Here is a 26,229-nt window from a genome sequence, read left to right as displayed (position 1 = left end):
TCGACCGGTACCGGAATGAGAGCGTGACCTCGACCACCGAGAGGGGTCCGTGCATGGAAGACTCGGTTCTCGACGGGCCGTCACGAGCGGCCGGGCAGAACCGGCGCCGCGGGGCGCGGCGAGACGAGTGGGATGGAGACGAACAGTGCCGGGAGTGCGCAACCTGACCCAGGTCGAGGCGACCGAGCGGGCCCGCCTGCTCGAGGTGACCGGGTACGACATCAGCCTTGACCTGTCGACCGCGGTGCAGCCCACCGGTCGTACGTTCCGCTCGGTGACCGAGGTCCGGTTCCGCTGTACCGAGCCGGGGGCGACCACATTCATCGAGACAGCCGCCGAATCGGTACGGTCGGCCACGCTCAACGGGGAGCCGGTGGACCTGTCCGGCTGGTCGGCGGAGAAGGGCCTCACGCTCAGCGGCCTGGCCGCCGAGAACGTGCTGGTGGTCGACGCCGACTTCGGCTACTCCAACAGCGGGCAGGGCCTGCACCGCACGGTCGACCCGGTGGACGGCGAGACCTACCTCTACAGCCAGTTCGAGACCGCTGACGCGCAGAAGGTCTACGCCTGCTTCGACCAGCCCGATCTGAAGAGCGTCTACACCTGGCACGCCACGGTCCCGGACCACTGGCGCGTCGTGTCGAACATGCCGGTGGCCCGCGAGGAGGCCGCCGGTGAGGGCCTGAAGACCGTGCACTTCACGGTCTCGGAGCGGATGAGCACCTACATCACCGCGCTCTGCGCCGGGCCGTACCACGAGGTGCGCCGCAGCCACGACGGCATCGACATGGGCTACTTCTGCCGGGCCAGCATGGCGCCGCACATGGACGCCGACGACCTGCACCTGATCACCACGCAGGGCTTCGACTTCTTCCACGAGAAGTTCGGCGTGCGTTACCCGCTGCCCAAGTACGACCAGCTCTGGGTGCCGGACTTCAACGCCGGCGCGATGGAGAACTTCGGCTGCGTCACGCACGCCGAGTCGCACTACATCTTCCGCTCGCAGGTCACCGACTTCGAGTACGAGCAGCGCGCCAACACGATCCTGCACGAGCTGGCGCACATGTGGTTCGGTGACCTGGTCACCATGCGCTGGTGGAACGACCTGTGGCTGAACGAGTCGTTCGCCGAGTGGGCCAGCCACTGGTGCAACACGCACGCCACCCGCTTCACCGACGCCTGGACCACGTTCCTGTCGATCCGCAAGAACTGGGGTTACCGGCAGGACCAGCTCTCCTCCACCCACCCGGTCTACTGCGAGATGCCGGACCTGGAGGCGGTCGAGGTCAACTTCGACGGCATCACGTACGCCAAGGGCGCGAGCGTGCTCAAGCAGCTCGTCGCGTACGTGGGTGAGGAGCCGTTCCTGGCCGGCCTGCGCGCCTACTTCGGCAAGTACGCCTGGGGCAACGCCACCTTCGACGACCTGCTCTCCGAGCTGGAGGCGGCCTCGGGCCGGGAGCTGCGCAAGTTCGCCGCACAGTGGCTGGAGACCGCGCAGGTCAACACGCTGCGCCCGGAGGTGACGATCGGCGCCGACGGCACGTACGAGCGGGTGGTGGTCCGGCAGGAGGCGCCGTCCGGCTACCCGACGCTGCGTACCCACCGCATCGGCGTCGGCCTGTACGACCTGACCGACGGCCGGTTGGTGCGCCGCGAGCTGGTCGAGACGGACGTGACCGGCGAGCTGACCGAGCTGTCCGAGCTGTACGGCAAGCCGGCCGCCGACGTGCTGCTGCTCAACGACGAGGACCTCACGTACGCCAAGCTGCGGCTGGACGAGCGGTCGATGGCGACAGTGGTGCAGCACATCGCCGGTTTCGACTCGTCGCTGGCCCGGGCACTGTGCTGGACGGCCGCCTGGGACATGACCCGCGACGCGGAGCTGTCGGCGCGCGACTACGTGGCGCTGGTGCTGGCCGGGCTGACCGCCGAGACCGACATCAACCTGATCACCGCCACGCTGCGGCAGGCGACCACCGCGCTCACCTTCTACGCCGACCCGGAGTGGGCGCCGACGGGCTGGGCCGACCTGGCGCGTACCGCGAGGACCGCGCTCGCGGCGGCCGAGCCGGGCAGCGGCTTCCAGCTCGCCTGGGCCCGGGCGTACGCCTCGTCGGCCCGCTCCGGCGAGGATCTGGCCACGCTGCGCGGCTGGCTCGACGGCAACGGGGTGCCGGAGGGTCTGACCGTCGACACCGAGCTGCGGTGGACGGTGCTCCAGTCGCTCGTCGCCAACGGCGCCGCGGGCGCGGCCGACGTGGACGCCGAGCTGGCCGCCGACCGTACCGCGAGCGGCGAGCGGGAGGCCGCGTACGCGCACGCGCTGGTGCCGACCGCCGAGAACAAGGCCGCGGTGTGGGCGCTGCTCACCGGCCCGGACGCGCTGCCGAACTGGCGTAACCGGGCACTGTTGCAGGGCTTCACCCACCCGGCGCAGGTCGAGCTGACCGCGCCCTACCGGGAGCGCTACTTCGCCACGGTGGACCAGGTGTGGGCGCAGCGCGACAGCGAGCCGGCGCAGGAGTTCGTCCAGCTCGCCTACCCGGCGTACCTGGTCGAGGAGGACACCGTCGCGGCCACCGACGCGTGGCTGGCCCAGGACGGCCGGCCGGCGTCGCTGCGGCGGCTGGTGGCCGAGGGCCGTGACGGCGTGGTCCGCGCGTTGAAGGCCCGGGAGCGGGACGCGCGCAGCGCCTGAGTGAGGCACGTCGGCCGGGGCCGGCGCGGGTGGCAGCCCGCGCCGGCCCCGGCCGCTGTCGTGGGGCCCGCACCGCCGGCGCACGCGAAAGCCCGGCCCGCGTGTGCGCGGGCCGGGCTTCGTCGTGCGTGCGGGCGGGTCAGCCCTTGCCGGCGTGGCTGGCGAGCTGGTCGAGGCCCTGAATGATGCCGCCGGCCAGGTCGCCGCCACCGAAGGCGGCCACCATGGAGAGCGCGGCCAGCTTGGCGTACGTGTCCGGGATGCGCTTGCGCGCGTACTTGCCGGTGACGATCTCGAGCTGCCGCTGGTTGGGCGACACCGCGATCAGCACCGAGCGGTCCGGCTCGGCGAGCTGCCGGTGCAGCCGCTCGGCGTGTTCCCGGATCGGCTCGTCGAGGCCGCCGACGTAGACCGAGAAGACCAGGCCGGTGCCCTGGTCGGCGAGGCGCAGCGCCTCGTCGATGCGGAGCAGCTGACGGGTCGAGAACGGTCCGTCCAGCACCTCGGGCGGGGTGCCCGTCCCTGTCGTGGGCCGCGCTTCACCAACGGTCACTTGCGCCTCCGGTTCCACCGGCCGGTGCCTCCCGGCCGGCCTGCTCCTGCTTGCGGCTGGTCAACGCCGGCGCCTGCGCCCCGGCGGCCAGCGCCGTGCCGGCCGAGTCGGCCAGTTGCTCCGGACGGCCCAGGAACCAGACCGGAGTGAAGTCGAAGGGCCGACCCGGCCGGTAGCGCTTGGCGCCGCCACCGCTGCCGCGGCTGCCGGCTGCCGCCAGGGCGGCGATCAGCAGCACCGCGGCGACCGGGATGCCGACGAAGACCACCAACGTCTCGGTAACAGACAATCCCAACGCCCCCAGGCGGAAAGAGAGACCAGGAATGGTGCGGAACGGCCGGTCAGGACCGGTCGCGCCCCACGTCACTTGTGATGTTCACGTTAGCGGAGTCGGCGGCCCGCCAGATTGCGGGGTGCTGATCCCATCCGTCACTCCGGTGCTCCAGTTGCGCGGCAGTGGCGAGCAGTGTCGCGTCGTCGCCGTACCGGCCGGTGAGGAGCACCCCCACCGGAAGCCCGCCGGCGGTCCGTCCGACCGGCAGCGAAACGGACGGATCGCCCGTGACGTTGAAGACCGCACAGTACGGCGAGAAGCGCCGCTGCCCGTCGAAGTCCTCCGCCGGTTCGAGGGCGGCGAACGCGCCGACCTGCGCCTGCGGGCTCGCGAGCGTCGGGCAGAGCAGCAGGTCACACCCGGCGGTACGGCGTATCCCGCGGCGTACCTGCGCCTGGAGTTCGCCGAGCGCGGCGATCAGCCGGGCCGCGCCGAGCGCCTCTCCGCGCTCGCGCAGGTACCGGGTCAGCGGCAGCAGGTCGCTCTCCCGCCCGGCCGGGACGGGGGTGACCGCCAGGGCGTACCAGACGGTCTCGAACAGCGGCCACGCCTCGGGGCCGAGCGGCGCGGGGACGTCGACCACCTCGTGGCCGGCGTCGGTGAGCAGCGCGGCGGCCCGGTCGACGGCGGCCACGCAGTCGGGGTGGACCGGTTCGTCGGCGAGCATCGGCGTGGTGAAGCGGCCGACGCGCAGCCGGCCGGGGCCGGCGAAGCGGGCGGCGCGGGTGACGCCGAGGTAGCCGCCGGCGGGCCCGGCCGGCGGCAGGTACGGCTCGCCGGGCACCGGCCGCGCCAGCACGTCGAGCAGCGCGGCCACGTCGGCGACGGTACGGCCGATCGGCCCGTTCACCGGCAGCCCGAAGCCGCCGAAGCCGAGCGGCCCGCCGGAGACCATGCCCCGGCTCGGCTTGTAGCCGACCAGGCCGCACAGCGCGGCCGGGATACGCAGCGAGCCGCCGCCGTCGGAGCCCTGCGCGACCGGGACCAGCCCGGCCGCGACGGCAGCGGCCGCTCCGCCGCTGGATCCGCCCGCGGTGTACGCGAGGTCCCACGGGTTGCGGGCCGGCGGGGCGACCAGTCCTTCGGAGTAGAGCGAGCAGCCGAGTTCGGAGGTGGTGGTCTTGCCGAGGCTGACCAGGCCGGCGTCGGACATGAGGCGGACCACGTCGGCGTCGACGGGCGGGACGAAGTCGGCGAAGGCGGCCGAGCCGAAGGTGGTGCGCACACCGGCGGTGAGCGTGAGGTCCTTGACCGCGGTCGGCACCCCGTGCAGCGGGCCGCGTTCGTCCGCCGCGACCGCGTCGGCGGCGCGGGCGGCGGTCCGGGCCCGTTCGGCGGTGACGGTGACGAACGCGCCGACGGTGTCGCCGAGCGCCTCGACCCGGCGCAGGTGGTGCTCGACCAGTTCCAGGCTGGACAGCTCGCCGCGGCGGATCGCGGCGGCCTGTTCCAGCGCGGTCAGGTCGTGCGGCTCGGCCATGCCGTCCATCCTGCCGGTCCGGCGGCCGGGAGGCCGGGCGACACGTCCGGCCGGCGGGTCCGTACCCGGGAACAGCGCCGGGTGCGTCCGTCGGCACTAGGGAGACGACGGACGCACCCGCGCCGGCTTCAGCGGCCGAGGAACCGCAGCGCGTTGCCCCCGAGCAGCGCGTCCCGCTGCGCGTCGGTGAGGAAGTCCGCCCGGTGCACCACGTCACCGACCGGCCGCTCCCCCAGCGGGTACGGGTAGTCGCTGCCGAGCAGCACCCGCTCGGCGCCCATGGTGTCCACCAGCAGCCGCAGCGCGGCCGGTTCGAAGACCACCGAGTCGACGTGGAACCGGTCGACGTAGGAGCTGGGCGGCGCGCTGGACGCGCCTCGTACCAGGTCGCCGCGGCGGTGCCAGGCGTTGTCGGCGCGGCCCAGCCAGAACGGGAAGCTGCCGCCGCCGTGGGCGAAGCAGATCCGCAGCGACTCCGGCACCCGGTCGAACACGCCGCCGAGGATCAGCGCCAGCACCGACAGATGCGTCTCGGCCGGCATCCCGGTCAGCCAGCGGGCCATCCACCGGTCCAGCCGAGGGCCGCCGGGCATGTCCCACGGGTGCACGAACACCGGCGCGCCGACCTCGGCGCAGTGGGTCAGGAACTGCACGATGCCCTCGTCGTCCAGATCCCGGTCGCCGACGTGGTTGCCGATCTCCACCCCGGCGTGCCCGGCCGACAGGCAGCGGTCCAGCTCGGCGCAGGCCGCGTCCGGGTCCTGCAACGGCACCTGGCAGAACGGCACCAGCCGCCCGTTGCCGGCCGCGGTGACCTCGAGCGTGAGGTCGTTGAAGATCCGGGCCACCTTGACCGCCTGGTCGGCCGGGCGGTCGTAGCTGAAGAACACCGGGGTGGGCGAGACGACCTGCACGTCCACGCCGTCGGCGTCCATGTCGGCGAGCCGGGTCGGCGCGTCCCAGCACTGCGCGCCGATCGGGCGGAACTCCGTCTCCCCCACCATGATCATGGCGGCGCGCTCGGAGTCCACCCGCAGCCAGGGCCAGCCGGACCCGCCGCACGCCGCGGCGAGGTCCGGCCACCCCTTCGGTACGACGTGCGTGTGCACGTCCACGACCGGCACGCGTCAGCCCTTGCCCGGGTGCAGCGCGCCGCAGTTGTCGCAGGTGCGGGCCTTCTCGTCGGCGTAGAACGCGGCGAAGACCGGGGGCAGGTCGGCGGCGATGTCGCGGACCTGCAACTCCACCTCGTGCACCTTGTGGTCGCACTCGGCGCAGTACCACTGGAACTTCTCCAGCGTGCCCTCCTCGCGGACCCGCTCGATCACCATGCCGATCGAGCCGGCCTCGGGACGCTGCGGCGAGTGCGGGGTGTTGCGCGGCAGCATCCACATCTGACCCTCGCGCACGTGCACCGTACGCGGCCCCTCGGGGAGCATCAGGTTGATGTGCATGTTGCCCTTGACCTGGTAGAAGAACTCCTCGTACGGGTCGACGTGGAAGTCCGTGCGCTGGTTCGGGCCGCCCACCACCATGACGATGAAGTCGTCGCTGCCGGGCAGCATCTCCTTGTTGCCCACCGGGGGCTTGAGCAGGTGCTGGTTCTCGCCGATCCAGCCGGAGAAGCTGAACGGCTCGGCGATCTCACTCATGGGAACCTCCCGACGGAAGTAGGGCGACGGCCTGCATCTCGATCAGCAGATGCGGGTGCGGAAGCTGGTGCACGGCGACTGTGGTCCGGGTCGGCCCGGTGGCGTCGAAGAACTCCGCCCACACCTCGTTGTAGCCGCCGAAGTCGTTCATGTTGACCAGGTAGGTGGTGACCTGCACCAGGTCGCTCAGGTCGGCGCCGACCGAGCGGAGCAGGTCGCGGATGTTCTCCACCACGGCCCGGGTCTGCTCGCGGATGTCCAGGTCGGTGGTGCCGAACTCGTCCACTGACACCCCGGCGAACGTGTTGTCCGGCCGGCGCGACGACGTGCCGGAGACGTAGACGAACCCGCCGGCCACCTTGACGTGCGGGAACGCGCCGCGCGGCACGGCCTTCCCGGCCACCACGCGGGCGGTCATGGGATGGCCTTCAGGGAGGCGGAACCCAGCTTCTCCACTGTGGCGCGGACGTGCGCCCCGGGGCGCAGCGGCACCGCGGCGGTGGCCGCGCCGGCCAGGAACACCCAGCCCTTGCGCAGCCGGACGCCGTGCCGGCCGGCCAGCCGCAGGCCCTCGTCCAGCGCGCGGCGCGGGTCGCCGAGGATGGCTGCGGTCGAGCCGACCTGTGCCACCCGCCCGTCGATCTCCAGGACCACGCCGAGGTTGTCCAGTCCGTCCGGGACCGGCGACCACGGCCCGACCACGAACGCGGCGGCCGAGGTGTTGTCGGCGATCACGTCCGGCAGCGAGAAGGTGAAGTTCGCATACCGGGAGTCGATCAGCTCGATCGCCGGGGCGACCGCCCGTACCGCACGGGTGAACGAGCCGACCGGTTCGCCCGGGTCGGGCAGCCGGTCCAGCAGGAACGCCACCTCCGGCTCGACGCGCGGGTGGATGAAGTCGCCCACGTCGACGCCGCCGCCGTCCGGTACCCGCATCACGTCGGTCAGCCGACCCCAGATCACCTCGTCCACGCCGACCTGCGCCATCTTGGCCTTGCTGGTCAGCCCCATCTTGAGGCCGACCAGCCGCTCACCCCGGTCGAGGCGGCGCTGCACCAGCGCGGTCTGCACCGCGTACGCGGCGTCGACGTCGAGGCCGGTCTCGGCGGCCAGCTGCGGGATCGCGGTGGCGTCGTCGGCCGCCGCGCCCAGCTTCTCCGCGATGCCGGCGATGTCCGGCCCGATCATGAGTTCTCCTTAGCCGCCAGGTCCAAAGCCACGTCCACGATCATGTCCTCCTGGCCGCCGACCATCCGGCGACGGCCCAGCTCGACCAGGATCGAGCGGACGTCCACGCCGTACTTGGCCGAGGCCCGCTCGGCGTGCCGCAGGAAGCTGGAGTAGACGCCCGCGTACCCCAGGGAGAGCGTCTCCCGGTCGACCTGGACCGGCCGGTCCTGCAACGGGCGGACCAGGTCGTCGGCGGCGTCCATCAGCGCGAACACGTCGCAGCCGTGCTTCCAGCCGTGCAGCTCGGCGACCGCGACGAAGACCTCCAGTGGCGCGTTGCCCGCGCCCGCGCCCATGCCGGCGAGCGACGCGTCCACCCGGACGGTCCGCCCGGACGGCGAACCGAGCGGGCCGTCGCCGAGGATCCGGCCGTGCTCGACCGCCAGCACGCTGTTCGCCACACCCAGGGACAGGTTGTGGTGGGCGTGGATGCCGATCTGCGTCTCGGGTTCCAGCACCTGCCGGTACGCGTCGACGCGCTGCGCCACGTCCGACATCAGCAGCCGCCCGCCCGAGTCGGTGACGTAGACGCAGTGCGCGCCGTACGACTCCATGAGCTTGGCCTGCGCGGCCAGCCCGGCCGGGTCGTTGAGGTGCGACATCATCAGGAACCCGGAGACGTCCATGTCGTTCTCCCGGGCCCACGCGATGTGCTGGGCGGAGATGTCCGCCTCGGTGCAGTGCGTGGCGATCCGGACGCTCGTCACGCCGAGCGCCTTGGCCGCCTTCAGGTCGGCGATGGTGCCGATGCCCGGCAGCAGCAGCGTGGTGAGCCGCGCGGTGGTCAGCACCTCGGCGGCGGCGGCGATCCAGTCCGCGTCGGCGGCGGCGCCGTGCCCGTAGTTGACGCTGGAACCGGCCAGGCCGTCGCCGTGCGCCACCTCGACCGCCGCCACACCTGCGGCGTCGAGCGCGGCGGCGATGGTACGCACCTGGTCGACCGTGTAGCGGTGGGCGATGGCGTGCATGCCGTCGCGCAGCGTCACGTCCTGGATGTACAGATCGGTCATCGGGGTGCCCCCTCCGGGGAACGCAGCGCCACCAGCCGCTCGGCGGTACGCAGCGCGGCCGACGTCATGATGTCCAGGTTCCCGGCGTACGCGGGCAGGTAGTGCCCGGCGCCGGAGACCTCCAGGAACACCGACACCTGCAGGCCGGTGAAGTGCCGGCCCAGCACCGGCGCGTACGTGTCCACGGCGTCGAACTGCACGTCCTGCTTGAGCCGGTAGCCGGGCACGTACTCCTGCACGGCGGCCACCATGTCGGCCACCGAGGCGGCGATCTTCACCCGGTCGGCGTCGGCGTCCGGGCACAGACAGTAGACCGTGTCCCGCATCAGCAGCGGCGGGTCGGCCGGGTTCAGCACGATGATGGCCTTGCCGCGCTCGGCGCCGCCGACCACCTCGATGGCGCGGGCGGTGGTCTCGGTGAACTCGTCGATGTTGGCCCGGGTGCCCGGGCCGGCCGACTTCGAGGCGATCGAGGCGACGATCTCGCCGTACGCCACGGGGGTGACCCGGCCGACCGCGTGCACGATCGGCACCGTCGCCTGCCCGCCGCAGGTCACCATGTTGACGTTCGGCTCGCCCAGGTGCTCGTCGAGGTTCACCGGCGGCACCACGTACGGGCCGATCGCGGCGGGCGTCAGGTCGACGACGGTGCGGCCGTGCGCCCGCAGCACCTCGTCGTGCCGCTTGTGCGCGCCGGCCGAGGTGGCGTCGAAGACGAGCTGGACGTCGGCGAACTCGGGCAGCGCGACGAGGCCGTCGACGCCCTCGGCGGTGGTGGTCACGCCGAGCCGGCGGGCCCGGGCCAGACCGTCCGAGGCCGGGTCGATGCCGGCCATCGCCACCATGCGCAGGCTCTCACTGAGCCGCAGCACCTTGATCATCAGGTCGGTGCCGATGTTGCCCGACCCGAGCACCGCCACTCCGACAGTCATGAGGTGGCCTCCTTCGAGAAACAGGTACGCACCGAGCCGAGCCCGGAGATGCGCGCCTCGTACGCGGCGCCGGGCGTGACCGGCACCATCGGGCCGAGCGCGCCGGAGAGCACCACGTCGCCGGCCTTGAGCGGGTCGCCCGCCCGGGCCATGGTCGCGGCCAGCCACTGCAGCGCGTGCAGCGGATTGCCGAGGCAGGCCGCGCCCGCGCCGACCGAGACGGGCTCACCGGCGTGCTCCAGCACCATGCCGCACAGCCGCAGGTCGACGTCGGCGAGCCGCCGGGGCGCGGTGCCGAGCACGAACAGCCCGCTGGAGGCGTTGTCCGCCACCGTGTCCACGATGGAGATGTCCCAGTCGGCGATCCGCGAGTCGACGATCTCGATGGCCGGCAGCACGTGGTCCACCGCCCGGATCAGGTCGACAGTGGTGACCCGCTCGTCCGGCAGGTCCGCGCCGAGCACGAAGGCGATCTCTGCCTCCACCCGCGGCTGGAGCAGCCGGTCGATCGGCACCTCGACGCCGTCGCCGACGGCCATGTCGTCGAAGAGCACCCCGAAGTCGGGCTGGAAGACGCCGAAGCTCTCCTGGACGGTCCGCGACGTCAGGCCGATCTTCGCGCCGACGCGGCGGTGTCCCTTGCCCAGCCGTTGCCGGGTGTAGACCTGCTGCACCTGGTACGCGGCCTCGATGTCGCCCTCGGGCAGCAGCCGGCCGCGCAGCGGCGGGCAGGGTTTGCCGTCCTGCCGGGCCACTGCCAGTTCCCGGTTGGCGGCCTCGATGTCCACGGTCATGGCGGCTCCTCGCTTACGTCGCTGGGGATTCCGGCCATTCTGCCCACCACGCGCGCTCATGTGAGATCCACGCAGACGTTGGTGAGCTCGGAGTAGAAGTCGAGCGAGTGCACGCCGCCCTCGCGGCCCACACCCGACGCCTTCACCCCGCCGAACGGGGTGCGCAGGTCGCGCAGGAACCAGGTGTTGACCCAGACGATGCCGGCGTCGAGCCGGGCGCCGGCCCGGTGCGCCCGGCCCACGTCCCGCGTCCACACCGTCGCCGCCAGGCCGTAGGCGGTGCCGTTGGCCAGCGCGAACGCCTCGTCCTCGTCGTCGAACGGCGCGACGTGCACCACCGGGCCGAAGATCTCCTCCTGGTTGGTGCGGGCGTCCGGGCCGAGTCCGGTGAGCACCGTCGGCTGCACGTACGCCCCGCCGTCGCGGGCGTCGCCGAAGCGCGGCGTGCCGCCACCGGCGCGCACCTCGGCGCCCTCGGTGCGGGCTAGCGCGTAGTGGCCGAGCACCTTGTCCCGGTGCCCGTGCGAGATCAGCGGCATGTTCGCCGTCGCCTCGTCGTCCGGCCAGCCGTACGCCAGCTCGCCGGCGCGCTTGGCCAGGCGCGCGGTGAACTCCTCGAACACCGGCCGCTGCACGTAGATGCGCTCGGTGCACAGGCACACCTGGCCGCCGTTGGTGAAGCTGGACCGCACCGAACCGGCGACCGCCGCGTCCAGGTCGGCGTCGGCGAACACCAGGCCGGCGTTCTTGCCGCCCAGCTCGAAGCTGACCGCCTTCACGCCGTCGGCGGCGGCGCGCATGATCGCGCTGCCGGTCGCCGACTCGCCGGTGAACGTGATCGCGTCCACCCCGGGGTGCCGGGTCAGGTGCTCGCCGGCCGAGCCGGGGCCGAAACCATGCACCAGGTTGAACACGCCGTCCGGCACGCCCGCCGCGGCCATCACCTCGGCCAGCAGCGTGGCCGAGGCGGGGGTCTCCTCGCTGGGCTTGACCACCACGGCGTTGCCGCAGGCCAGGGCCGGGGCGACCTTCCAGGTGAGCAGCAGCAGCGGCAGGTTCCACGGCACGATCACCGCGACCACGCCGACCGGCTTGCGGACCGCGTAGTTCAGCGCCCGGCCCCCGGCCGGGGTGACTGTGGTGAACGACTCGGTGGGCGCGGTGGCCACGATCTCGGCGAACGCCCGGAAGTTGGCCGCGCCGCGCGGGATGTCGAGCGTCCGGGCCTGCGAGATGGCCTTGCCGGTGTCCGCGACCTCGGCGGCCACCAGGTCGTCGAAGCGCCGTTCCAGCTCGTCGGCGACCCGGCGCAGCACCTCGGCGCGTTCCCGCTCCCCCATCCGGCCCCACGGGCCGCGCAGCGCCGCCCGGGCCGCCGCGACCGCGTCGTCCACTGTCGACTGCGACGCCTCGGCCACCTCGAACACCGGCTCGCCGGTGACCGGGCTGCGCTTGGTGAACCGGGAACCGGCGTCGACGAACTCGCCGCCGACGAAGTTGCGCAGCAGGCCGGGGCCGTCCGGTGCGTGCCCGGTCATCAGCCGGGGATCCCAGAGCGTCATCGCCGCCGCCCCAGCGCCGCGCGGACCCCACCGGCCAGCAGCGCGACCGCGCCGGCCGCGACCGCGCCGACCACCGCGTACTGCGCGCGCACCCGGCGGCGCACCTGCGCGTACGGGGTGGTGGAGAAGGAGACCAGCTCGTACTGGGAGACGTAGCGGCCGGGCAGCGCGCGCTCCAGCGCGTGCTCGACCTGCTTGCGGGTGCGGAACACCGGCGAGGCGACCTTGTCCCGCATCTCCACGAAGTTCGCCAGCGCCATCCGGGCGATCGCCTCGGCGTTGTCCTGGCGGCGGTGCTGGAACAGCGGCAGCGCGGACGCCCACTCGTCGTCGCACTCGTCGAGGCAGCGGTCCAGCTCGACCACGTCCTCGAACGCGCAGTTCGCGCCCTGGCCGTAGAACGGCACGATGGCGTGCGCGGCGTCGCCGATCAGGCCGACCTTGCCTGCCACCTGCCACGGCGTGCAGCGCACCGTGCCGAGCACACCGACCGGGTTGTGCTGGTAGTCGTCGACCAGGTTCGGTGCGAGCGGGACCAGGTCCGGGTAGTGGGTGGCGAAGAACTGCTCGATCGCCGCCGGGCTGCTGAGCGAGGCGAAGCTGCGGGTGCCGTGGGTGGGCCAGAACAGCGTGCAGGTGAAGGAGCGGTCCGGGTTCGGCAGCGCGATCATCATCGAGGTGCCGCGCGGCCAGATGTGCAGCGCGCCCGGGTCGAGCGCGAACTCCCCGCCCAGCGGCGGGATGGTCAGCTCCTTGTAGCCGTAGTCGAGGAAGTCCAGGCTCTCGGTCACTCCCCCGTACGCGAGCAGTTGCCCGCGCACCGCGGAGCCGGCGCCGTCGGCGCCGAGGACGACCGAGGCGGTGGCGGTGACCTTGCCCTGCGGCGTCTCGAACGTCATCTCGCCGCCGAGCGGGTCGAGCCCGACCAGCCGGTGGTCGAACGCGACGCGCACGTTCGGCAGCGCGGCGGCGGCGTCGAGCAGCGCGTTGTTCAGCGCGCCCCGGCTGATCGAGTTGATCGCCCGGTCCCCGGAGCCGCTGTACGACTGGAACTCCGGCTCGCCCTCGACCGGGTGGATCATGCGGCCGCGCATCGGCAGCGCGTCCGCCATCACCTCGTCCTCCAGGCCGATGCGGCGCAGCGCGTCCAGGCCGCGCTCGGACAGCGCCAGGTTGATGGACCGGCCTCGCTCGACGGTGCCGGTACGCGGGTCGGGCCGCCGCTCGTAGAGGGCCACCGGGTAGCCGCGCCGCGCCAGGTAGCAGGCCAGCAGGCAGCCGGCCAGCCCGGCGCCCACCACCGCGATCTCGTCGCGCTCCGTCATGACCCCTCCTTCTCAACAGTTGCCGCCAGCGCCTCGGCGACCCGCCAGCAGTCGTGGTACGTGGAATACAGCGGCACCGGCGCGAACCGGACGATGTCCGGCTCCCGGGCGTCGGCGACCACGCCGTGCTCGTGCCGCAGGCGCTTGGTCAGCTCGTTCGCGCTGCCCACCCCGATACGCACGGAGAGCTGGCAACCGCGGCGAGCCGGGTCGCGCGGGGTGACCACTGTCAGCGGACGGCCCGGCGTCACCTCGTCGAGCAGCTGCTCCAGCCAGGCGGTGAGCCGCAGGCTGCGCTCGCGCAGCGCCGGCATGCCGACGGAGTCGAACAGCTCCAGCGATGTCCGCACCGGGCCCATCGCGAAGATCGGCGGGTTGGAGATCTGCCACGCCTCCACGGTGGCCGGCGGCCGGGACACCGGGGTCATCTCGAACCGGGTGGCCGCCTCGGTGCTCCACCAACCCTCGAACCGCGGGATCGACGGGTCGCCGAGGTGCCGCTCGTGGACGAAGACGCCGCCCAGCGCACCCGGGCCGGAGTTGAGGTACTTGTACGAGCACCAGGCGGCGAAGTCGACGTCCCAGTCGTGCAGCGCCAGCGGCACGTTGCCGGCGGCGTGCGCCAGGTCCCAGCCGACCACCGCGCCCGCGGCCCGGCCGGCGGCGGTGATGGCGGGGATGTCCATCAGCTCGCCGGTCAGGTAGTTCACGCCGCCGAGCATCAGCAGCGCCACCGTGTGACCCTCGCGGGCCAGGAAGTCCAGCACGTCCTCGGTGCCGAGCGTGTCGGAGCCGGGGCGCGGCTTGAGGCGTACGACTGTGGTGTCCGGGTCCAGGCCGTGGAAGCGGGCCTGGCTGCGCACCGCGTAGCTGTCCGAGGGGAACGCGCTGTCCTCGATCACGATCCGGGTGCGCTCGCCGGCCGGGCGGTAGAAGCTGACCATCAGCAGGTGCAGGTTGACGGTCAGGGAGTTCATCACCACGGTCTCCGCGGGCAGCGCGCCGACCAGGCGGGCGGCCGGTGCGGTCAGCAGCTCGTGGTACGGCAGCCACGGCCGCTCCGACTCCAGGTGCCCCTCGACGCCCAGGCGCTGCCAGGCGTCCAGATCGGCGAGGAGTTCGTCCCGGGTGGCCCGGGGCTGCAGGCCGAGCGAGTTGCCGGCGAGGTACGCCGTGTCGGGGTAGCGCCCGCCGTCGGCGGGTGGGATGTGGAACAGGTGCCGGTGGCCGGGGTCGGCGGCGTCGCGGCGGAGGGCTTCGTTCTCGGGGGTGTGCATGCTGTTCTCTCTCGTCACATCGCGGTGCGGGCCGACCACAGCTCCGGGAAGACCACCCGGGCCATGCTGCGCTGCAACCATGCCAGTCCGGCGGAGCCGCCGCTGCCGACCTTGGCGCCCATCGTGCGCTGGACGGCCTTGACGTGGTTCCAGCGCCAGTCGCCGAACTCCTCGGCGACGTCGGTGAGCGCGTCACCGAGCAGGCGCAGGTGGTTGTCCGGGCCGTTGTCCCCGTAGATCCGCACCCAGGCCGCCTCGATCGCGGGGTGCGCCTCGTGCTCGGCGTTCACGTCGCGGGCCAGCAGCTCGGCGGGCACGTCGAAGCCCTTGCGGGCCAGCAGCGCCACCACCTCGTCCCAGAGGCTCGGGACGGCGAGCGCGGCGGTCAGCTCGTCGTACACCTCGGTCTGCCGGCGGAACGGGCGGATCAGCGCCCGGTCGCGCAGGCCGAGCAGGAACTCCAGCTGCCGGTACATGGCGGACTGGAAGCCGGAGCCCTCGCCGAGCCGGTCGCGGAAGCGGTTGAAGTCGGCCGGGCTCATCCAGCGCAGGCCGTGCCACGCGGCGTTGAGGCCCTCCAGGTGCAGCGCGGCGCGGCGCAGCGGGGGCAGCGCCTCCCAGATCCGGTCCTCGCGCAGCTCGCGCTTGGCGTGCCGAAGTTCGTGGCAGGTCAGGCCGAAGTACAGCTCCATGATCTGGCTGACCATCAGGAAGGACATCTCGCCCGGGTCGTCGCTGAGCGGCTCCTGGAGCCGGTGCAGCGTGCTGGCCCGTACGTACGCGTCGTACGGCACGCGGTCGGCGAACTCCAGCGTCGGCTCGCCGCCGTTGCGCGCCGCCCGAGCCGCCCGTTCCTGGGGGGTTACCGGGCGCACCGCCGTCGTCTGTTCCACAGTCATTCTCCGTCCGTGCGCGGGGTAGAAATCATGATCCCGCTGGTGGGCGGGCGAATGGAATGCCTGTTCAACGGCGGTATGGTGGTCTCACTTCGCGAACTGAAACCATCTCGCGTCGCCGTCTTACGGAAGGAAGGTCCGCGCGTGGACGACATGGACTGGGCCCTGCTGCGCGAACTCCAGGCCGACGCCCGGCTGTCGTACAGCGAGTTGTCCCGCCGGGTCCACCTGTCGCCACCCGCGGTGGCCGAGCGGGTACGGCGGCTGGAGGAAGCCGGAGTGATCACCGGCTACCACGCCCACGTCGACCTGACCCGGGCCGGGCGCACCGTGCTCGCGCTGATCCGGATGTCCTGCTACGGCGCGCGCTGCATCCTCAACGACCCCGAGGTCACCGGCTGGCCGGAGATCATGGAGATCCACCGGATCACCGGGGACGCCTGCAGCATGCTCAAGGTCGCCGCCACGAACATGGGCGAGTTCGAGGAGGTCATCGACCGCCTCGCGCCGTACGGGCAGCCGTCCAGCACCATGGTGCTCTCCACCCCGCTGGCCTGGCATCCGGTGGTCAAGGCGCCTCGTTAGCTTCCCCTGCCCTCCGGGAAAGCAGGCGCCGCTGCCCGTCAGTGGTCCGGCGCACCGTCGCGCCGGGAGGGGGGAACCATGCGAGGGCTCCTGTCACATCGTGCGTTGTCGTCCCTGCTGGGCCTGTTCGGCCTGGTGGCGGCGTTCGTCCTGACCACCGCGCCACCGGCCCGGGCCGGGGAGAGCGTGTTCATCGAGGTGACGCCGAACAGCGTCCAGGCCGGATCCCGGGTGAACCTGCGAGCCGGCTGCGACAACAGCAACAACCGCCAGGCACAGGTCACCTCGGACGCCTTCGGGCGGGTGACGTTGCGGCCGGACAACGGCTTCCTCACCGGCTCGGTCACCGTGCCCGGCAACAAGGCGCCGGGCGACTATCCGGTGAACCTGGACTGCTCCAACGGCAACACCGCCTCGACCATGCTCACCGTGCTCAACATGGCGCAGCCGAGCAAGGGGCCGGCGACCGGCGGCGGTGGCACCGCGGGTAGCCGGGGCACGGGCTCGCTGCTGCTGGTCGGCGGTCTGGTCGCGGTAGCAGTGGTGGCCGGTGTGAGCGCCCGCCGCAAGACCGGCGGCCGTGCCTGACGAGAGGTGCCACCATGGCCCGCTCATCGCGCCGCCGGGACCGTACCGGACCGGCGGCGGACCGCACCCGCCGCCGCGCCGCCGCCCGCCGGTCGGCGGGGCGCACCGGACGGCTCCGGGCCGCGCTGCGGCTGACCGGCCGGGCCGCGCGCCGGTTCGCCCACGTCGCCGGGCACGCGTTCACGGCCAGCGTCGCCACCGCGGACCCCCGGTCCGGCCCGGTCCCGGCCCGCGCCACCAGGACCACCACCCGCCGGTACGCCCCGAGCCGCAGCCCCGGGGTCCCGGTGCTCGTGGTGGCGAGCGTGATGGCGCTGATCGTGGCCATGCTCGGGCTGGAACGGGTGACCGGGGTCAGCGTGCTGCCGGACCGGATCGTCGCCGGCCTGCGCCCGCCGCCGAAGAAGTTCCCGGTGCTGCCGGCCAGCCCCCCGACCAACCTGAGCATCGGCAAGCTCGACCTGCGCGCGCCGGTGCACCGGGTCGGCATCGCGCCGGACGGCAGCATCGACGTGCCGGACGTGGAGCGGGCCGGCGAGGTCGGCTGGTACGACCAGGGCCCCACGCCCGGCCAGTACGGCCCGGCCGTGCTCGTCGGGCACGTCGACACCACCACCGGGCCGGCGGTCTTCCACGGCCTGAAGGACCTCGAGGACGGCGACCGGATCGAGGTGTCCCGCGAGGACCGCTCGGTGGCGGTGTTCGAGGTGACCTCGATCGAGCGGTACGGCAAGGAGAAGCTGCCGGTGGAGGACGTCTACGGCGACTTCAGCCGGCCCAACCTGCGGCTGATCACCTGCGGCGGACGCTGGGTGGGCGGCGAGACCGGGTACGCGGACAACCTGGTCGTCTACGCGTCGCTGGTCAAGGCGCGCTGAGGGGGCCGGTCAGGCCGCCTCGGGCTCCGGCTCACGCAGGTCGAGCCAGTCCGCCCAGCGCGGGTCGGGGGCGCGGTGGCCGAGCACCCGCCAGGCGGCTCCTTTGGGCGCGGCCGGCAGGTGGTGCAGCCGCCAGCCCAGCTCGGCCGGGGTCTTGTCGCCTTTGGTGTGGTTGCACCACGCGCAGGCGGCGACCACGTTCTCCCAGGCGTGCCGGCCGCCCCGGCTGCGCGGGAAGACGTGGTCGATGGTCTCGGCCGGCCCCCGGCAGTACGCGCACCGCCACCCGTCGCGGGCGAACACGGCCCGCCGGGACAGCCCGACGTGGGTGCGGTAGGGCACCCGGACGTAGCGGGTCAGGCGTACCACGGAGGGCACCGGTAACGCGTTCCGCGCGCTGTGCAGGATGCCCTCGCCGTCGGCGACGCAGACCGCCTTGGCGGAGAGGACGAGGATCGCGGCACGACGCACCGACACGACGCACAGGGGCTCGTAGGTGGCGTTGAGAACGAGTGCACCGGAGCCCGCCGTGGGTCGTATGTCAGGCATCGCGCTCACCCTCCCGGTCCAGTCGCTCCGCCCCGTCTGCGTCGGAACCGCCCCGCGGACAGCGCGGAACGGCTCCGACGCCGGCCGGATCACCCGACGTCCGTTGCGCCAATAGTCCCTGATCGCGCCCCGGATTGCACGTACTAATCCCGGGCTACCCCCGCCGGTAGCGACACTTCGCCGAGGTGGCGGTGTCCGTCGTCCGCCGGGCGTGCGGTACGAAAGCACAGTGAACGTCTCCGACCTGATCTCCGCCGTGCTGGCCGCCGTCTCCGACCGGAAGCCGGACTGCCAGGGCAGCAGCTCCTGCGAGTGGGTGTACCGGGTGACCAACTCCGCCTGGTTCGCCGAGAGCAGCTACTGGATCCTGTTCAAGCCGCTGCGGGTGGCGCTGATCCTGCTGCTCGCGGTGGCCGCCCGGTGGGCGCTGCACCGGACCATCAACCGGCTGGTGCGCACCACCACCGAGGGCGCGGTGCCGACCATGCTGCGCCCGCTGCGCGAGCGGATCCCCAGCGCCTCGCTCGACCCGGACCAGTTCGTGCCGGAGCGGCGGCGGCAGCGGGCCGAGGCGATCGGGTCGGTGCTGCGCAGCATGGTCACCGCGTTCGTCTTCGGCATCGCGCTGCTGATGGTGCTCAAGGAGTTCAGCTTCGACCTGGCTCCGCTGCTGGCCAGCGCGGGCATCGCCGGCGTGGCGCTCGGCTTCGGCGCGCAGAGCCTGGTCAAGGACCTGATCGCCGGCCTGTTCATGCTGATCGAGGACCAGTACGGCGTCGGCGACACGGTCGACCTGGGCGAGGCCACCGGCGTGGTCGAGGCGGTCGGGCTGCGGGTCACCACGGTCCGGGACGGCCGGGGCGTGCTCTGGTACATCCGCAACGGCGAGATCGTCCGGGTCGGGAACAAGAGCCAGGGCTGGGCGCTGGTCGTGGTCGACCTGCCGATCGGGTTCGCCGGCACAGAGGAGGCCACCGCCGTGCTGCGTACCGCGGCGGCGTCGGTGGCGCTGGACCCGGAGCTGGCGCCGAGCATCGTGGAGGAGCCGGAGGTCCTCGGCGTCGAGCAGATGACAGTCGACGGCGCGGTGATCCGTACCGTCGTCAAGACCACCGCGGACGGGCAGTTCGCGGTCGGCCGCGAACTGCGCCGCCGCCTCGCGGAGGCGCTGGAGAACTCGGGGATCGTCGCGCAGATCGCGGCCGCCCGGCTGTTCCCGGGCCTGCCGGTCCAGCCGCCGGCGCCGCCCGCCGCCGAGGGGACGGGCACCGCCGGACCCACCTGAGTCGCCGGACGAGCCGGACTATTTCCGGGGGTCGCGCACCGCGCGGCCCCTCGGGTATCGTCCGTTCGTTCAGTCGGAGATGCGACGATCAATCCGTTCGCCCTAGCCAGTTGTCAGACGATCGGGCAGAATCCGGTGCACACGCTCCACCGGGGGGCGTGCTCGTGTCCTCGCTGATCGGTTGATCTGACGACGGTTCCCGGTCGGGCCATCACAAGTGGTCGACCAGGAACGATGGAGGCGACGGTGTCCGATGCGCGACCCGCCCAGGAGGGCCCGGCCACCTTCCGGGACGTCTTCGGTCAGTCGGAGTTCCGCGCCATCTTCGCCGCCAACACCCTCTCCTGGGTAGGCGACTACCTGGCCCGCGCCGCGGTCACCGTGCTCGTGCTGCGCGAGACCGACTCGGTCGCGCTCTCCGCCGCCGCGTTCGCCGCCAGCTACCTTCCCTGGCTGGTCGGCGGCCCCCTGCTCTCCGCGCTCGCCGAACGGCACCACTACCGGCGGGTCATGGTCATCTGCGACCTCCTCCGGATGGCGCTGATGGCGCTGGTCGCGATGCCCTGGGTGCCGACCTGGTCGATCTTCGCGCTGATCTTCCTGGCCACGCTCGCGAACCCGCCCAGCCAGGCGGCGCGGTCGGCGCTGCTGCCGCACATCCTGACCGGGGACCGGCTGGTCGTGGGCCTGTCCGCCTTTGCCAGCGCCGGTCAGGCCGCCCAGGTCGTCGGCTACCTGATCGGCGCCACGGTGGCGGCGCTCAACCCGAACACCGCGCTGCTCATCAACGCCGGCACCTTCGCCCTGTCGGCCGCGCTGGTCCGCTTCGGCGTACGCGAGCGACCACCGGCGATGGCCGACGTGCACCGCAGCCACCTGCTGCGGGAGACCGTCCAGGGCTTCCAGATCGTCTTCGAGCGGCCGGTGCTGCGCGCCATCGCGGTGCTGGTGTTCAGCGCGATGCTCTTCTCCATCGTCCCCGAAGGGCTGGCGGCGGGCTGGGCCGCCGACCGGGCCGGGGGCCGGATGGACGCGGGCACCGCCCAGGGGCTGATCATGGCCGCCGTCCCGGTCGGATACATCCTCGGCGGGCTGACCATCAGCCGGCTCGTCGGCCCGGAGCGGCGACTGACGCTGATGCGACCGTTGATGATCATCGCACCGGCGACACTCGTACCCGCGCTGTTCAACCCGCCGCCGACGGTGGTGGCGCTGCTGGCCGCCGGGTGCGGTTTCGCCGTCGCCGGGCTCGTCCCGGTCGCCAACGGCCTGTTCGTGCAGGCGCTGCCGGACGGATTCCGGGCCCGGGCGTTCGGCGTCATGGCCAGCGGCACGCAGGTCATCCAGGGCGCCGCGGTGCTGGCCACGGGCGCACTCGCGGAGCGGTTCTCGGTCCCGTCCGTGGTCGGCGTCTGGAGCGCCGCCGGGGTTCTGATCATGATCGTCGCGGCGCTCGCCTGGCCCCGGCCGCAGGTGATCAACGAGGCCATCGCGGCCGCCCGCGCCGAGTCGCCGGGCGGCGCCGGAGCACCGCCCGCGCACGCGCACGGCCCGGCGTCGGGTGACCGGAACCGCGAGCACGGCCGGCGCCGGCACGCGGTGACGTGATCCGCGCCGCCCGGCGGGCGGGCGCGGGTGCCGGGCCGCACCTGGCAGGATGGAAGGGTGACTTCCCCAGGCGAGTCGATGCCCCTCTTCGAGGCGATCGGCGGCGAACCGGCCTTCCGCAAGCTGGTGGACGAGTTCTACGCCGGCGTCGCCGACGACCCGCTGCTGCGGCCGATGTACCCGGAGGAGGACCTCGGCCCGGCGGCGGACCGGCTGACCCTGTTCCTCATGCAGTACTGGGGTGGCCCGCACACCTACTCGGAGCAGCGCGGCCACCCGCGGCTGCGGATGCGGCACGCCCCGTTCCGGATCGGCGCGGCCGAGCGGGACGCCTGGCTGCGCCACATGCGCCGGGCGGTGGACACGCTCGACCTGCCGCCGCAGATCGCCGCCGCGCTGTGGGACTACCTGGAGCGGGCCGCCTACTTCATGGTGAACGCGATGGAGGACCCGGCCGCGGGCTGAGCCCGGCTCAGAGCAGGGCGCCCTCGTCGTGCAGCCAGTCGACGAACGTGACAGCGACAGCGGCGCCGCAGTCGAGCATCTCGACCAGCAGCGCGTCGTGGGCGCCGGCGCCGAGCGGGACCTGCAACTCGGCGTAGATCGGGAGCTGACCACGCTCGGTCGGGTCGCCGATGTACGCCTTGCAGAAGCGCCGGGTGTGGTTCCACTCGTTCACCACGCGGTAGGCCCGGTCGGCCCAGTCCGGCGGGACGGTCGCGTGCGGGCGGGCCCGCATCACCAGGATCTCGTCCTCCGGGCCCTCCAGCGCGACGAGCACCGCGTGCCGCTCCCACATGGCCAGCAGGTTGCCGTCGCCGTCGGCCAGATAGCGCACGTCCAGCAGGTCGAGCGCGTCGCAGACCCGGCTCAGGGTGACCGGAGCGACGGTGGCCGGCATGTCCGTGAGGACCGGACGCTCGGGTGGCGCCACGTCGTCCCCCGGCTGCCGAGGGGTCGGTGGCCCGACCCGGATGGTGTCATCCACTGTGGTCCCGCTTCGAGTCTCCGGCTCCCCGCCAGCGGCGGGACCAGGGCGCCATGACCACCACGGCATCGCTCGCGCACCTCACTCCCCAGCGGATCCGGACGCCTACGGTGCGTTGGATCCGAGGATGGACGGTACCCGGACAGACGGCTTGAGGCATCCCCCCAACGACCGCCCCAAACCGGAAGGACGAACCGGGGTCATCCTTTCGGATGACCACCTGTCGGCCTGAGTGCAAGATCGGCGACGGACCGCGACCAGGCCGACCCGAACGGTCCGACGAGCCCGACCCATCGACCAGCCGCCCGCACCTGAACGTCGTCCTCGCCGGTGCCGAGGAAACCCATCCGGACCAGCGCCTGGACCAGTCGCTGCGACACCTCCACCGGATTGCCCGGCGCCTCGTCCGGGGTCACCACCACGGCGACGTGGTCCAGCAGCGCGTCCCGCAGCACCCGCTGCCCGACCGCACGGCCGCCCACGCCGTGCGCCGCCGCCTCGCGCAGCGTCAGGGCCGCCGCGTCCGCGATCCGGAGCAGCTCGGCGCCGGGCAGCGCCTCCACCGCGCGGCTCGCCGCCGGTGGCAGCTGCCACCGCCAGCCGTCGTCCCGGCGTACCGGAAGCGCCGCGCCCCCGGCGGAGAGTTCGGCCAGCAGCTCCCCCGCGGCCACCGTGACGTCACCGGGGGCGGTGCCGGGCACGGTACGGACCACGAGCACACCCCACGGCAGGCGCGCCCAGAGGGCGGTACGGCCCGCGCCCGGCACCGGCCGCAGCCGGACCACCGTGGCCGGGTCGAACCGGACCAGCCGGGCCAGGAAGGCCCCGGCGTCAGCCGTTCCGGTCAACCCGTGCCCGGTCATCCGCTCAGCCCCGGCGCGTAGCGGAGCAGGAACGCCCGCTCCTCCGGCGAGATCCGGCGTGGGCGCTGCGCCGACAGGTCGAACGGCACCAGCAGCGAGCGGGCGGTGCCGGCCAGCGTGTCGCCGTCGTACAGCTCGTACGCGACCGAGAAGGACGCGGCCCGGATCTGGTCGACCCACAGCTCGATCCGGACGGTCGGGGCGGCCTCCGCGCTGGCCCGCCCGAGCGCGTAGTCGACCGGGCGCAGGTAGTCGACCTCGTGCCGGCGGATGACCACCCCGTCGGCGAACGAGCCCACTCCCCACGCCCGGCCGCCGGCGAACATCATCGCCACCCGGGCCTCCTCGTAGAGCGTGAGGAAGCGGGCGTTGTTGACGTGCCCGTACGCGTCCAGGTCGGACCAGCGCAGCGCGCAGTGGTAGACGAACCGGTCAGACAAGGGTCAGCACCGGTCAGTCGCGGGTGAGCTTGCGGTAGGTCACCCGGTGCGGCCGGGCCGCCTCGGCGCCGAGACGGTCGACCTTGTTCTTCTCGTACGCCTCGAAGTTGCCCTCGAACCAGAACCACTTCGCCGGGTTCTGGTCGTCGCCCTCCCAGGCCAGGATGTGCGTGGCGACCCGGTCCAGGAACATCCGGTCGTGGGAGATCACCACGGCGCAGCCGGGGAACTCCAGCAGCGCGTTCTCCAGGCTGGACAGCGTCTCCACGTCCAGGTCGTTCGTCGGCTCGTCGAGCAGGATGACGTTGCCGCCGATCTTCAGCGTCAGCGCCAGGTTGAGCCGGTTGCGCTCGCCGCCGGAGAGCACCTTCGTCGGCTTCTGCTGATCCGGCCCCTTGAAGCCGAACGCGGCGATGTACGCCCGGGACGGCATCTCGACCTTGCCCACCATGAGGTGGTCCAGCCCGTCGGAGACGACCTCCCAGACCGTCTTGTCGCCGTCCAGGCCCTGCCGGTTCTGGTCGACGTACGACAGCGAGACGGTCTCGCCGACGCGCACCGAGCCGCTGGTCGGCTGCTCCAGCCCGACGATGGTCTTGAACAGCGTGGTCTTGCCGACGCCGTTCGGGCCGATGATGCCGACGATGCCGTTGCGGGGCAGCGAGAACGACAGGTTGTCGATCAGCACCCGGTCGCCGAACGCCTTGGTGAGGTTCTGCGCCTCGATCACGGTGTTGCCCAGGCGCGGGCCCGGCGGGATCTGGATCTCCTCGAAGTCCAGCTTCCGGGTCTTCTCCGCCTCGGCGGCCATCTCGTCGTAGCGGTCCAGACGGGCCTTGGACTTGGTCTGCCGCGCCTTGGCGTTCGAGCGGACCCACTCCAGTTCCTCGGACAGGCGCTTCTTCATCTTGGCGTCGCGGCGACCCTCGACGGAGAGCCGGGCGGCCTTCTTCTCCAGGTAGGTGGAGTAGTTGCCCTCGTACGGGTACGCCCGCCCGCGGTCCAGCTCCAGGATCCAGTTGGCCACGTTGTCCAGGAAGTACCGGTCGTGGGTGATCGCCAGGACGGTGCCGGCGTACTTGGCCAGGTGCTGCTCCAGCCACTGCACGCTCTCCGCGTCCAGGTGGTTGGTGGGCTCGTCGAGCAGCAGCAGGTCCGGCGCCTCCAGCAGCAGCTTGCACAGCGCCACCCGGCGGCGCTCACCACCGGAGAGCGTGGTGACGTCGGCGTCCGGCGGCGGGCAGCGCAGCGCGTCCATGGCGAGTTCGAGCTTGGAGTCGATGTCCCACGCGTCGGCCGCGTCCAGCTCCTCCTGGAGCTTGCCCATCTCCTCCATCAGCTCGTCGGAGTAGTCGGTGGCCATCTGCTCGGCGATCTTGTTGAACCGCTCCAGCTTGGCCTTGGTCTCGGCGACCGCCTCCTCGACGTTGCCGAGGACCGTCTTGGCGTCGTTGAGCGGCGGCTCCTGCGCGAGCATGCCGACGGAGTAGCCGGGCATCAGCCGGGCCTCGCCGTTGCTGGGCCGGTCCAGCCCTGCCATGATCTTGAGGAGGCTGGACTTACCGGCGCCGTTCGGACCGACCACCCCGATCTTGACACCCGGCAGGAAGTTCAGCGTCACGTTGTCGAGCACGACCTTGTCGCCGTGCGCCTTGCGCGCCTTGTCCAGGACGTAGATGAACTGGGCCACGGTGCGGGCTACCTCCGTCGGTTGCGATCGCGGGCTTGTCGGGTGCGGGGCGCGGGCGTCGATCTCCGCCTGCCACCGCCGGCCGGGAGCCGGCCGCGCGCACGCCGCCGTCAATCCTGACAGGTACGGACCGCCACGCCCACATCACCCCACCCCAGGGGTACGGCGGCGAGCCGCGTTGCCGACCACGGTACTACTCACTACCGTCAACAGTATGACCAAGAAGATCGCCATAAGCGTCCCCGACGACGTGGCCGAACGACTGGCCCAGGAGCCGAACGTCTCCGCGTTCGTCACCGAGAGCGTGCGGCGGCGGATGGCGGGTGAGCGCACCCGGCACACGCTCCGGCAGGTCGGCTTCCGGCTGTCCGACGGCGGGCTCGCCGACGCGGGCCACGCGCTCGACGAGGCCCAGGCGAAGATCACCCCGGAGCTGCGCGCCCGGGCCGCCGCACTGCTGAGCGAGCCGTCACGTGGACGGCTGACCCGTGACTGACCCCGGGCTGGTGCTCGACACCGCCTGCCTGCTGGCCTACTCGGAAGGCACCGAGGCGGTCGGGGAGCAGATCGCGTCGGTCGCGGATCGGGGGCAGACGGTGATCGTGCCGGCGCTGTGTCTCGCCGAGGCGTACCGGCAGGTGGCCGTCGACGGCTGGCGCCTGCTGGACATCCTCGGCGATCTCGACCACGTGGTCGTCACGCCGGTGGCGCACGACATGTGCATGTTCCTCGGCGGCCGGTCGCGCACGCTCCTGAGCATGGACCTCGCCCAGGTGGCGCTGGAGGCCGCGCGGGCCACCACACCGATCATGAGCGACCGGCGGGAACTGCTCGGTGAGGTGCTGCCGAAGGAGTGGCCGATCATCGACCTCTGAGCCACCGGTGTCGACAAGATCACGCGGTGGGTTCGGCGGTTCTGGGACGGGTAGGTAACTCCGGCACGGGGGATCAGACGCCGCAGCTACGCTCAGTACGCTCATCGCGGTGGACCCGTCAGTACCCGGAGGTG

The 26,229-nt window shown here is 72.5% G+C and carries 28 protein-coding genes; 9 read left to right on the top strand and 19 right to left on the bottom strand.

Going from position 1 to position 26,229, the window contains the following annotated elements; all coding sequences use genetic code 11:
* Positions 1-154 precede the first annotated feature (154 nt).
* Positions 155-2,701, top strand: coding sequence for an aminopeptidase N (gene pepN, locus O7604_RS15685; RefSeq protein ID WP_281576970.1), 2,547 nt, complete (start codon positions 155-157; stop codon positions 2,699-2,701).
* A 139-nt stretch (positions 2,702-2,840) separates the two neighbouring features.
* Here pepN and O7604_RS15680 read toward each other — a convergent pair whose 3' ends face one another.
* The 14 genes from O7604_RS15680 to O7604_RS15615 all read right to left on the bottom strand — a co-directional run bounded on the left by O7604_RS15680 (position 2,841) and on the right by O7604_RS15615 (position 15,749).
* Complete coding sequence (locus O7604_RS15680) at positions 2,841-3,254, bottom strand: DUF5130 family protein (protein ID WP_269704519.1); 414 nt, start codon at positions 3,252-3,254, stop codon at positions 2,841-2,843.
* Positions 3,241-3,525 carry a hypothetical protein gene (locus O7604_RS15675; RefSeq protein WP_269707021.1) on the bottom strand — a complete coding sequence of 95 codons (285 nt, stop codon included), beginning with the start codon at positions 3,523-3,525 and terminating at the stop codon, positions 3,241-3,243. The genes O7604_RS15680 and O7604_RS15675 overlap by 14 nt, the downstream gene beginning before the upstream one ends.
* Before the next feature lie 70 nt (positions 3,526-3,595).
* Positions 3,596-5,068 carry an amidase gene (locus O7604_RS15670; protein ID WP_281576969.1) on the bottom strand — a complete coding sequence of 491 codons (1,473 nt, stop codon included), beginning with the start codon at positions 5,066-5,068 and terminating at the stop codon, positions 3,596-3,598.
* A gap of 128 nt (positions 5,069-5,196) precedes the next feature.
* Positions 5,197-6,192, bottom strand: coding sequence for an amidohydrolase family protein (locus O7604_RS15665; protein WP_269704517.1), 996 nt, complete (start codon positions 6,190-6,192; stop codon positions 5,197-5,199).
* A 3-nt stretch (positions 6,193-6,195) separates the two neighbouring features.
* A complete protein-coding gene (locus O7604_RS15660) occupies positions 6,196-6,720 on the bottom strand; it encodes a 3-hydroxyanthranilate 3,4-dioxygenase (RefSeq protein WP_269704516.1) in 525 nt (174 codons plus the stop codon).
* The gene (locus O7604_RS15655) at positions 6,713-7,138 is read right to left on the bottom strand and encodes a RidA family protein (protein WP_269704515.1); all 426 of its coding nucleotides are present in this window, start codon (positions 7,136-7,138) and stop codon (positions 6,713-6,715) included. Before O7604_RS15655 ends, O7604_RS15660 begins: the two co-directional genes overlap by 8 nt.
* Entirely contained in the window at positions 7,135-7,908 is a 774-nt protein-coding gene (locus O7604_RS15650; RefSeq protein ID WP_281576968.1) for a fumarylacetoacetate hydrolase family protein, read from the bottom strand. The genes O7604_RS15655 and O7604_RS15650 overlap by 4 nt, the downstream gene beginning before the upstream one ends.
* Positions 7,905-8,960 (bottom strand): 4-hydroxy-2-oxovalerate aldolase, encoded by a 1,056-nt coding sequence (gene dmpG / locus O7604_RS15645; RefSeq protein ID WP_121683146.1) that lies wholly within the window; start codon positions 8,958-8,960, stop codon positions 7,905-7,907. The genes O7604_RS15650 and dmpG overlap by 4 nt, the downstream gene beginning before the upstream one ends.
* Entirely contained in the window at positions 8,957-9,892 is a 936-nt protein-coding gene (locus O7604_RS15640; RefSeq protein WP_269704513.1) for an acetaldehyde dehydrogenase (acetylating), read from the bottom strand. The genes dmpG and O7604_RS15640 overlap by 4 nt, the downstream gene beginning before the upstream one ends.
* Positions 9,889-10,686 carry a fumarylacetoacetate hydrolase family protein gene (locus tag O7604_RS15635; RefSeq protein WP_128138063.1) on the bottom strand — a complete coding sequence of 266 codons (798 nt, stop codon included), beginning with the start codon at positions 10,684-10,686 and terminating at the stop codon, positions 9,889-9,891. The genes O7604_RS15640 and O7604_RS15635 overlap by 4 nt, the downstream gene beginning before the upstream one ends.
* A gap of 56 nt (positions 10,687-10,742) precedes the next feature.
* Positions 10,743-12,224: a 2-hydroxymuconic semialdehyde dehydrogenase gene (locus O7604_RS15630; protein WP_269707020.1), complete on the bottom strand. Its 1,482-nt coding sequence runs from the start codon at positions 12,222-12,224 to the stop codon at positions 10,743-10,745.
* Between the two features lie 20 nt (positions 12,225-12,244).
* Positions 12,245-13,573 (bottom strand): NAD(P)/FAD-dependent oxidoreductase, encoded by a 1,329-nt coding sequence (locus tag O7604_RS15625; RefSeq protein WP_281576967.1) that lies wholly within the window; start codon positions 13,571-13,573, stop codon positions 12,245-12,247.
* Positions 13,570-14,850 carry a kynureninase gene (kynU, locus tag O7604_RS15620; protein ID WP_281576966.1) on the bottom strand — a complete coding sequence of 427 codons (1,281 nt, stop codon included), beginning with the start codon at positions 14,848-14,850 and terminating at the stop codon, positions 13,570-13,572. The genes O7604_RS15625 and kynU overlap by 4 nt, the downstream gene beginning before the upstream one ends.
* A gap of 14 nt (positions 14,851-14,864) precedes the next feature.
* Complete coding sequence (locus O7604_RS15615; RefSeq protein ID WP_269704510.1) at positions 14,865-15,749, bottom strand: tryptophan 2,3-dioxygenase family protein; 885 nt, start codon at positions 15,747-15,749, stop codon at positions 14,865-14,867.
* Between the two features lie 141 nt (positions 15,750-15,890).
* Between O7604_RS15615 and O7604_RS15610 the strand changes: the two genes are divergently transcribed.
* The 3 genes from O7604_RS15610 (at position 15,891) to O7604_RS15600 (ending at position 17,797) form a co-directional block, all read left to right on the top strand.
* Entirely contained in the window at positions 15,891-16,331 is a 441-nt protein-coding gene (locus O7604_RS15610; protein ID WP_269704509.1) for an Lrp/AsnC family transcriptional regulator, read from the top strand.
* A 78-nt stretch (positions 16,332-16,409) separates the two neighbouring features.
* Complete coding sequence (locus O7604_RS15605) at positions 16,410-16,919, top strand: hypothetical protein (protein ID WP_135241659.1); 510 nt, start codon at positions 16,410-16,412, stop codon at positions 16,917-16,919.
* Between the two features lie 14 nt (positions 16,920-16,933).
* Positions 16,934-17,797, top strand: coding sequence for a class F sortase (locus O7604_RS15600; RefSeq protein WP_281576965.1), 864 nt, complete (start codon positions 16,934-16,936; stop codon positions 17,795-17,797).
* Between the two features lie 9 nt (positions 17,798-17,806).
* On the opposite strand, the gene O7604_RS15595 is transcribed toward O7604_RS15600, so the two are convergent.
* Positions 17,807-18,346, bottom strand: a complete 540-nt coding sequence (locus O7604_RS15595) for an HNH endonuclease (RefSeq protein ID WP_281576964.1) — start codon at positions 18,344-18,346, stop codon at positions 17,807-17,809.
* A 211-nt stretch (positions 18,347-18,557) separates the two neighbouring features.
* Between O7604_RS15595 and O7604_RS15590 the strand changes: the two genes are divergently transcribed.
* From O7604_RS15590 to O7604_RS15580, 3 genes are all read left to right on the top strand, one after another.
* Positions 18,558-19,631, top strand: a complete 1,074-nt coding sequence (locus O7604_RS15590; RefSeq protein WP_269704507.1) for a mechanosensitive ion channel family protein — start codon at positions 18,558-18,560, stop codon at positions 19,629-19,631.
* Positions 19,632-19,865: 234 nt separating this feature from the next.
* Positions 19,866-21,239: an MFS transporter gene (locus O7604_RS15585; RefSeq protein WP_269704506.1), complete on the top strand. Its 1,374-nt coding sequence runs from the start codon at positions 19,866-19,868 to the stop codon at positions 21,237-21,239.
* 78 nt (positions 21,240-21,317) lie between these two features.
* Positions 21,318-21,704, top strand: a complete 387-nt coding sequence (locus O7604_RS15580) for a globin (RefSeq protein ID WP_269707019.1) — start codon at positions 21,318-21,320, stop codon at positions 21,702-21,704.
* A 7-nt stretch (positions 21,705-21,711) separates the two neighbouring features.
* Here the strand turns inward: O7604_RS15580 and O7604_RS15575 are convergent, their stop codons facing one another.
* The 4 genes from O7604_RS15575 to ettA form a co-directional block, all read right to left on the bottom strand.
* A complete protein-coding gene (locus O7604_RS15575) occupies positions 21,712-22,296 on the bottom strand; it encodes a YbjN domain-containing protein (RefSeq protein WP_269704505.1) in 585 nt (194 codons plus the stop codon).
* Positions 22,297-22,427: 131 nt separating this feature from the next.
* Positions 22,428-23,090 carry a hypothetical protein gene (locus O7604_RS15570; protein ID WP_281576963.1) on the bottom strand — a complete coding sequence of 221 codons (663 nt, stop codon included), beginning with the start codon at positions 23,088-23,090 and terminating at the stop codon, positions 22,428-22,430.
* Positions 23,087-23,530 (bottom strand): thioesterase family protein, encoded by a 444-nt coding sequence (locus O7604_RS15565; protein ID WP_269704503.1) that lies wholly within the window; start codon positions 23,528-23,530, stop codon positions 23,087-23,089. The genes O7604_RS15570 and O7604_RS15565 overlap by 4 nt, the downstream gene beginning before the upstream one ends.
* Before the next feature lie 13 nt (positions 23,531-23,543).
* A complete protein-coding gene (gene ettA, locus O7604_RS15560) occupies positions 23,544-25,220 on the bottom strand; it encodes an energy-dependent translational throttle protein EttA (protein ID WP_269704502.1) in 1,677 nt (558 codons plus the stop codon).
* Positions 25,221-25,434: 214 nt separating this feature from the next.
* Between ettA and O7604_RS15555 the strand changes: the two genes are divergently transcribed.
* Together O7604_RS15555 and O7604_RS15550 are read left to right on the top strand one after the other, a co-directional pair.
* Complete coding sequence (locus O7604_RS15555; protein ID WP_269704501.1) at positions 25,435-25,716, top strand: hypothetical protein; 282 nt, start codon at positions 25,435-25,437, stop codon at positions 25,714-25,716.
* Positions 25,709-26,095 (top strand): hypothetical protein, encoded by a 387-nt coding sequence (locus O7604_RS15550; protein WP_281576962.1) that lies wholly within the window; start codon positions 25,709-25,711, stop codon positions 26,093-26,095. The genes O7604_RS15555 and O7604_RS15550 overlap by 8 nt, the downstream gene beginning before the upstream one ends.
* The last annotated feature ends 134 nt before the right edge of the window (positions 26,096-26,229 follow it).

The sequence above is a fragment of the Micromonospora sp. WMMA1947 genome, from assembly GCF_027497355.1.
Taxonomy (GTDB): Bacteria; Actinomycetota; Actinomycetes; order Mycobacteriales; family Micromonosporaceae; genus Micromonospora.
This window is presented reverse-complemented; position numbering and strand designations above follow the sequence as displayed.

Coding starts and splice junctions, on each gene's coding strand:
- O7604_RS15670 (WP_281576969.1), bottom strand. CDS start 5,068: ATGGCCGAGCCGCACGACCTGACCGCGCTGGAACAGGCCGCCGCGATC.
- O7604_RS15660 (WP_269704516.1), bottom strand. CDS start 6,720: ATGAGTGAGATCGCCGAGCCGTTCAGCTTCTCCGGCTGGATCGGCGAG.
- O7604_RS15655 (WP_269704515.1), bottom strand. CDS start 7,138: ATGACCGCCCGCGTGGTGGCCGGGAAGGCCGTGCCGCGCGGCGCGTTC.
- O7604_RS15650 (WP_281576968.1), bottom strand. CDS start 7,908: ATGATCGGGCCGGACATCGCCGGCATCGCGGAGAAGCTGGGCGCGGCG.
- dmpG (WP_121683146.1), bottom strand. CDS start 8,960: ATGACCGATCTGTACATCCAGGACGTGACGCTGCGCGACGGCATGCAC.
- O7604_RS15640 (WP_269704513.1), bottom strand. CDS start 9,892: ATGACTGTCGGAGTGGCGGTGCTCGGGTCGGGCAACATCGGCACCGAC.
- O7604_RS15635 (WP_128138063.1), bottom strand. CDS start 10,686: ATGACCGTGGACATCGAGGCCGCCAACCGGGAACTGGCAGTGGCCCGG.
- O7604_RS15630 (WP_269707020.1), bottom strand. CDS start 12,224: ATGACCGGGCACGCACCGGACGGCCCCGGCCTGCTGCGCAACTTCGTC.
- O7604_RS15625 (WP_281576967.1), bottom strand. CDS start 13,573: ATGACGGAGCGCGACGAGATCGCGGTGGTGGGCGCCGGGCTGGCCGGC.
- kynU (WP_281576966.1), bottom strand. CDS start 14,850: ATGCACACCCCCGAGAACGAAGCCCTCCGCCGCGACGCCGCCGACCCC.
- O7604_RS15615 (WP_269704510.1), bottom strand. CDS start 15,749: ATGACTGTGGAACAGACGACGGCGGTGCGCCCGGTAACCCCCCAGGAA.
- O7604_RS15605 (WP_135241659.1), top strand. CDS start 16,410: ATGCGAGGGCTCCTGTCACATCGTGCGTTGTCGTCCCTGCTGGGCCTG.
- O7604_RS15600 (WP_281576965.1), top strand. CDS start 16,934: ATGGCCCGCTCATCGCGCCGCCGGGACCGTACCGGACCGGCGGCGGAC.
- O7604_RS15595 (WP_281576964.1), bottom strand. CDS start 18,346: ATGCCTGACATACGACCCACGGCGGGCTCCGGTGCACTCGTTCTCAAC.
- O7604_RS15585 (WP_269704506.1), top strand. CDS start 19,866: ATGGAGGCGACGGTGTCCGATGCGCGACCCGCCCAGGAGGGCCCGGCC.
- O7604_RS15580 (WP_269707019.1), top strand. CDS start 21,318: ATGCCCCTCTTCGAGGCGATCGGCGGCGAACCGGCCTTCCGCAAGCTG.
- O7604_RS15575 (WP_269704505.1), bottom strand. CDS start 22,296: ATGCCGTGGTGGTCATGGCGCCCTGGTCCCGCCGCTGGCGGGGAGCCG.
- O7604_RS15570 (WP_281576963.1), bottom strand. CDS start 23,090: ATGACCGGGCACGGGTTGACCGGAACGGCTGACGCCGGGGCCTTCCTG.
- O7604_RS15555 (WP_269704501.1), top strand. CDS start 25,435: ATGACCAAGAAGATCGCCATAAGCGTCCCCGACGACGTGGCCGAACGA.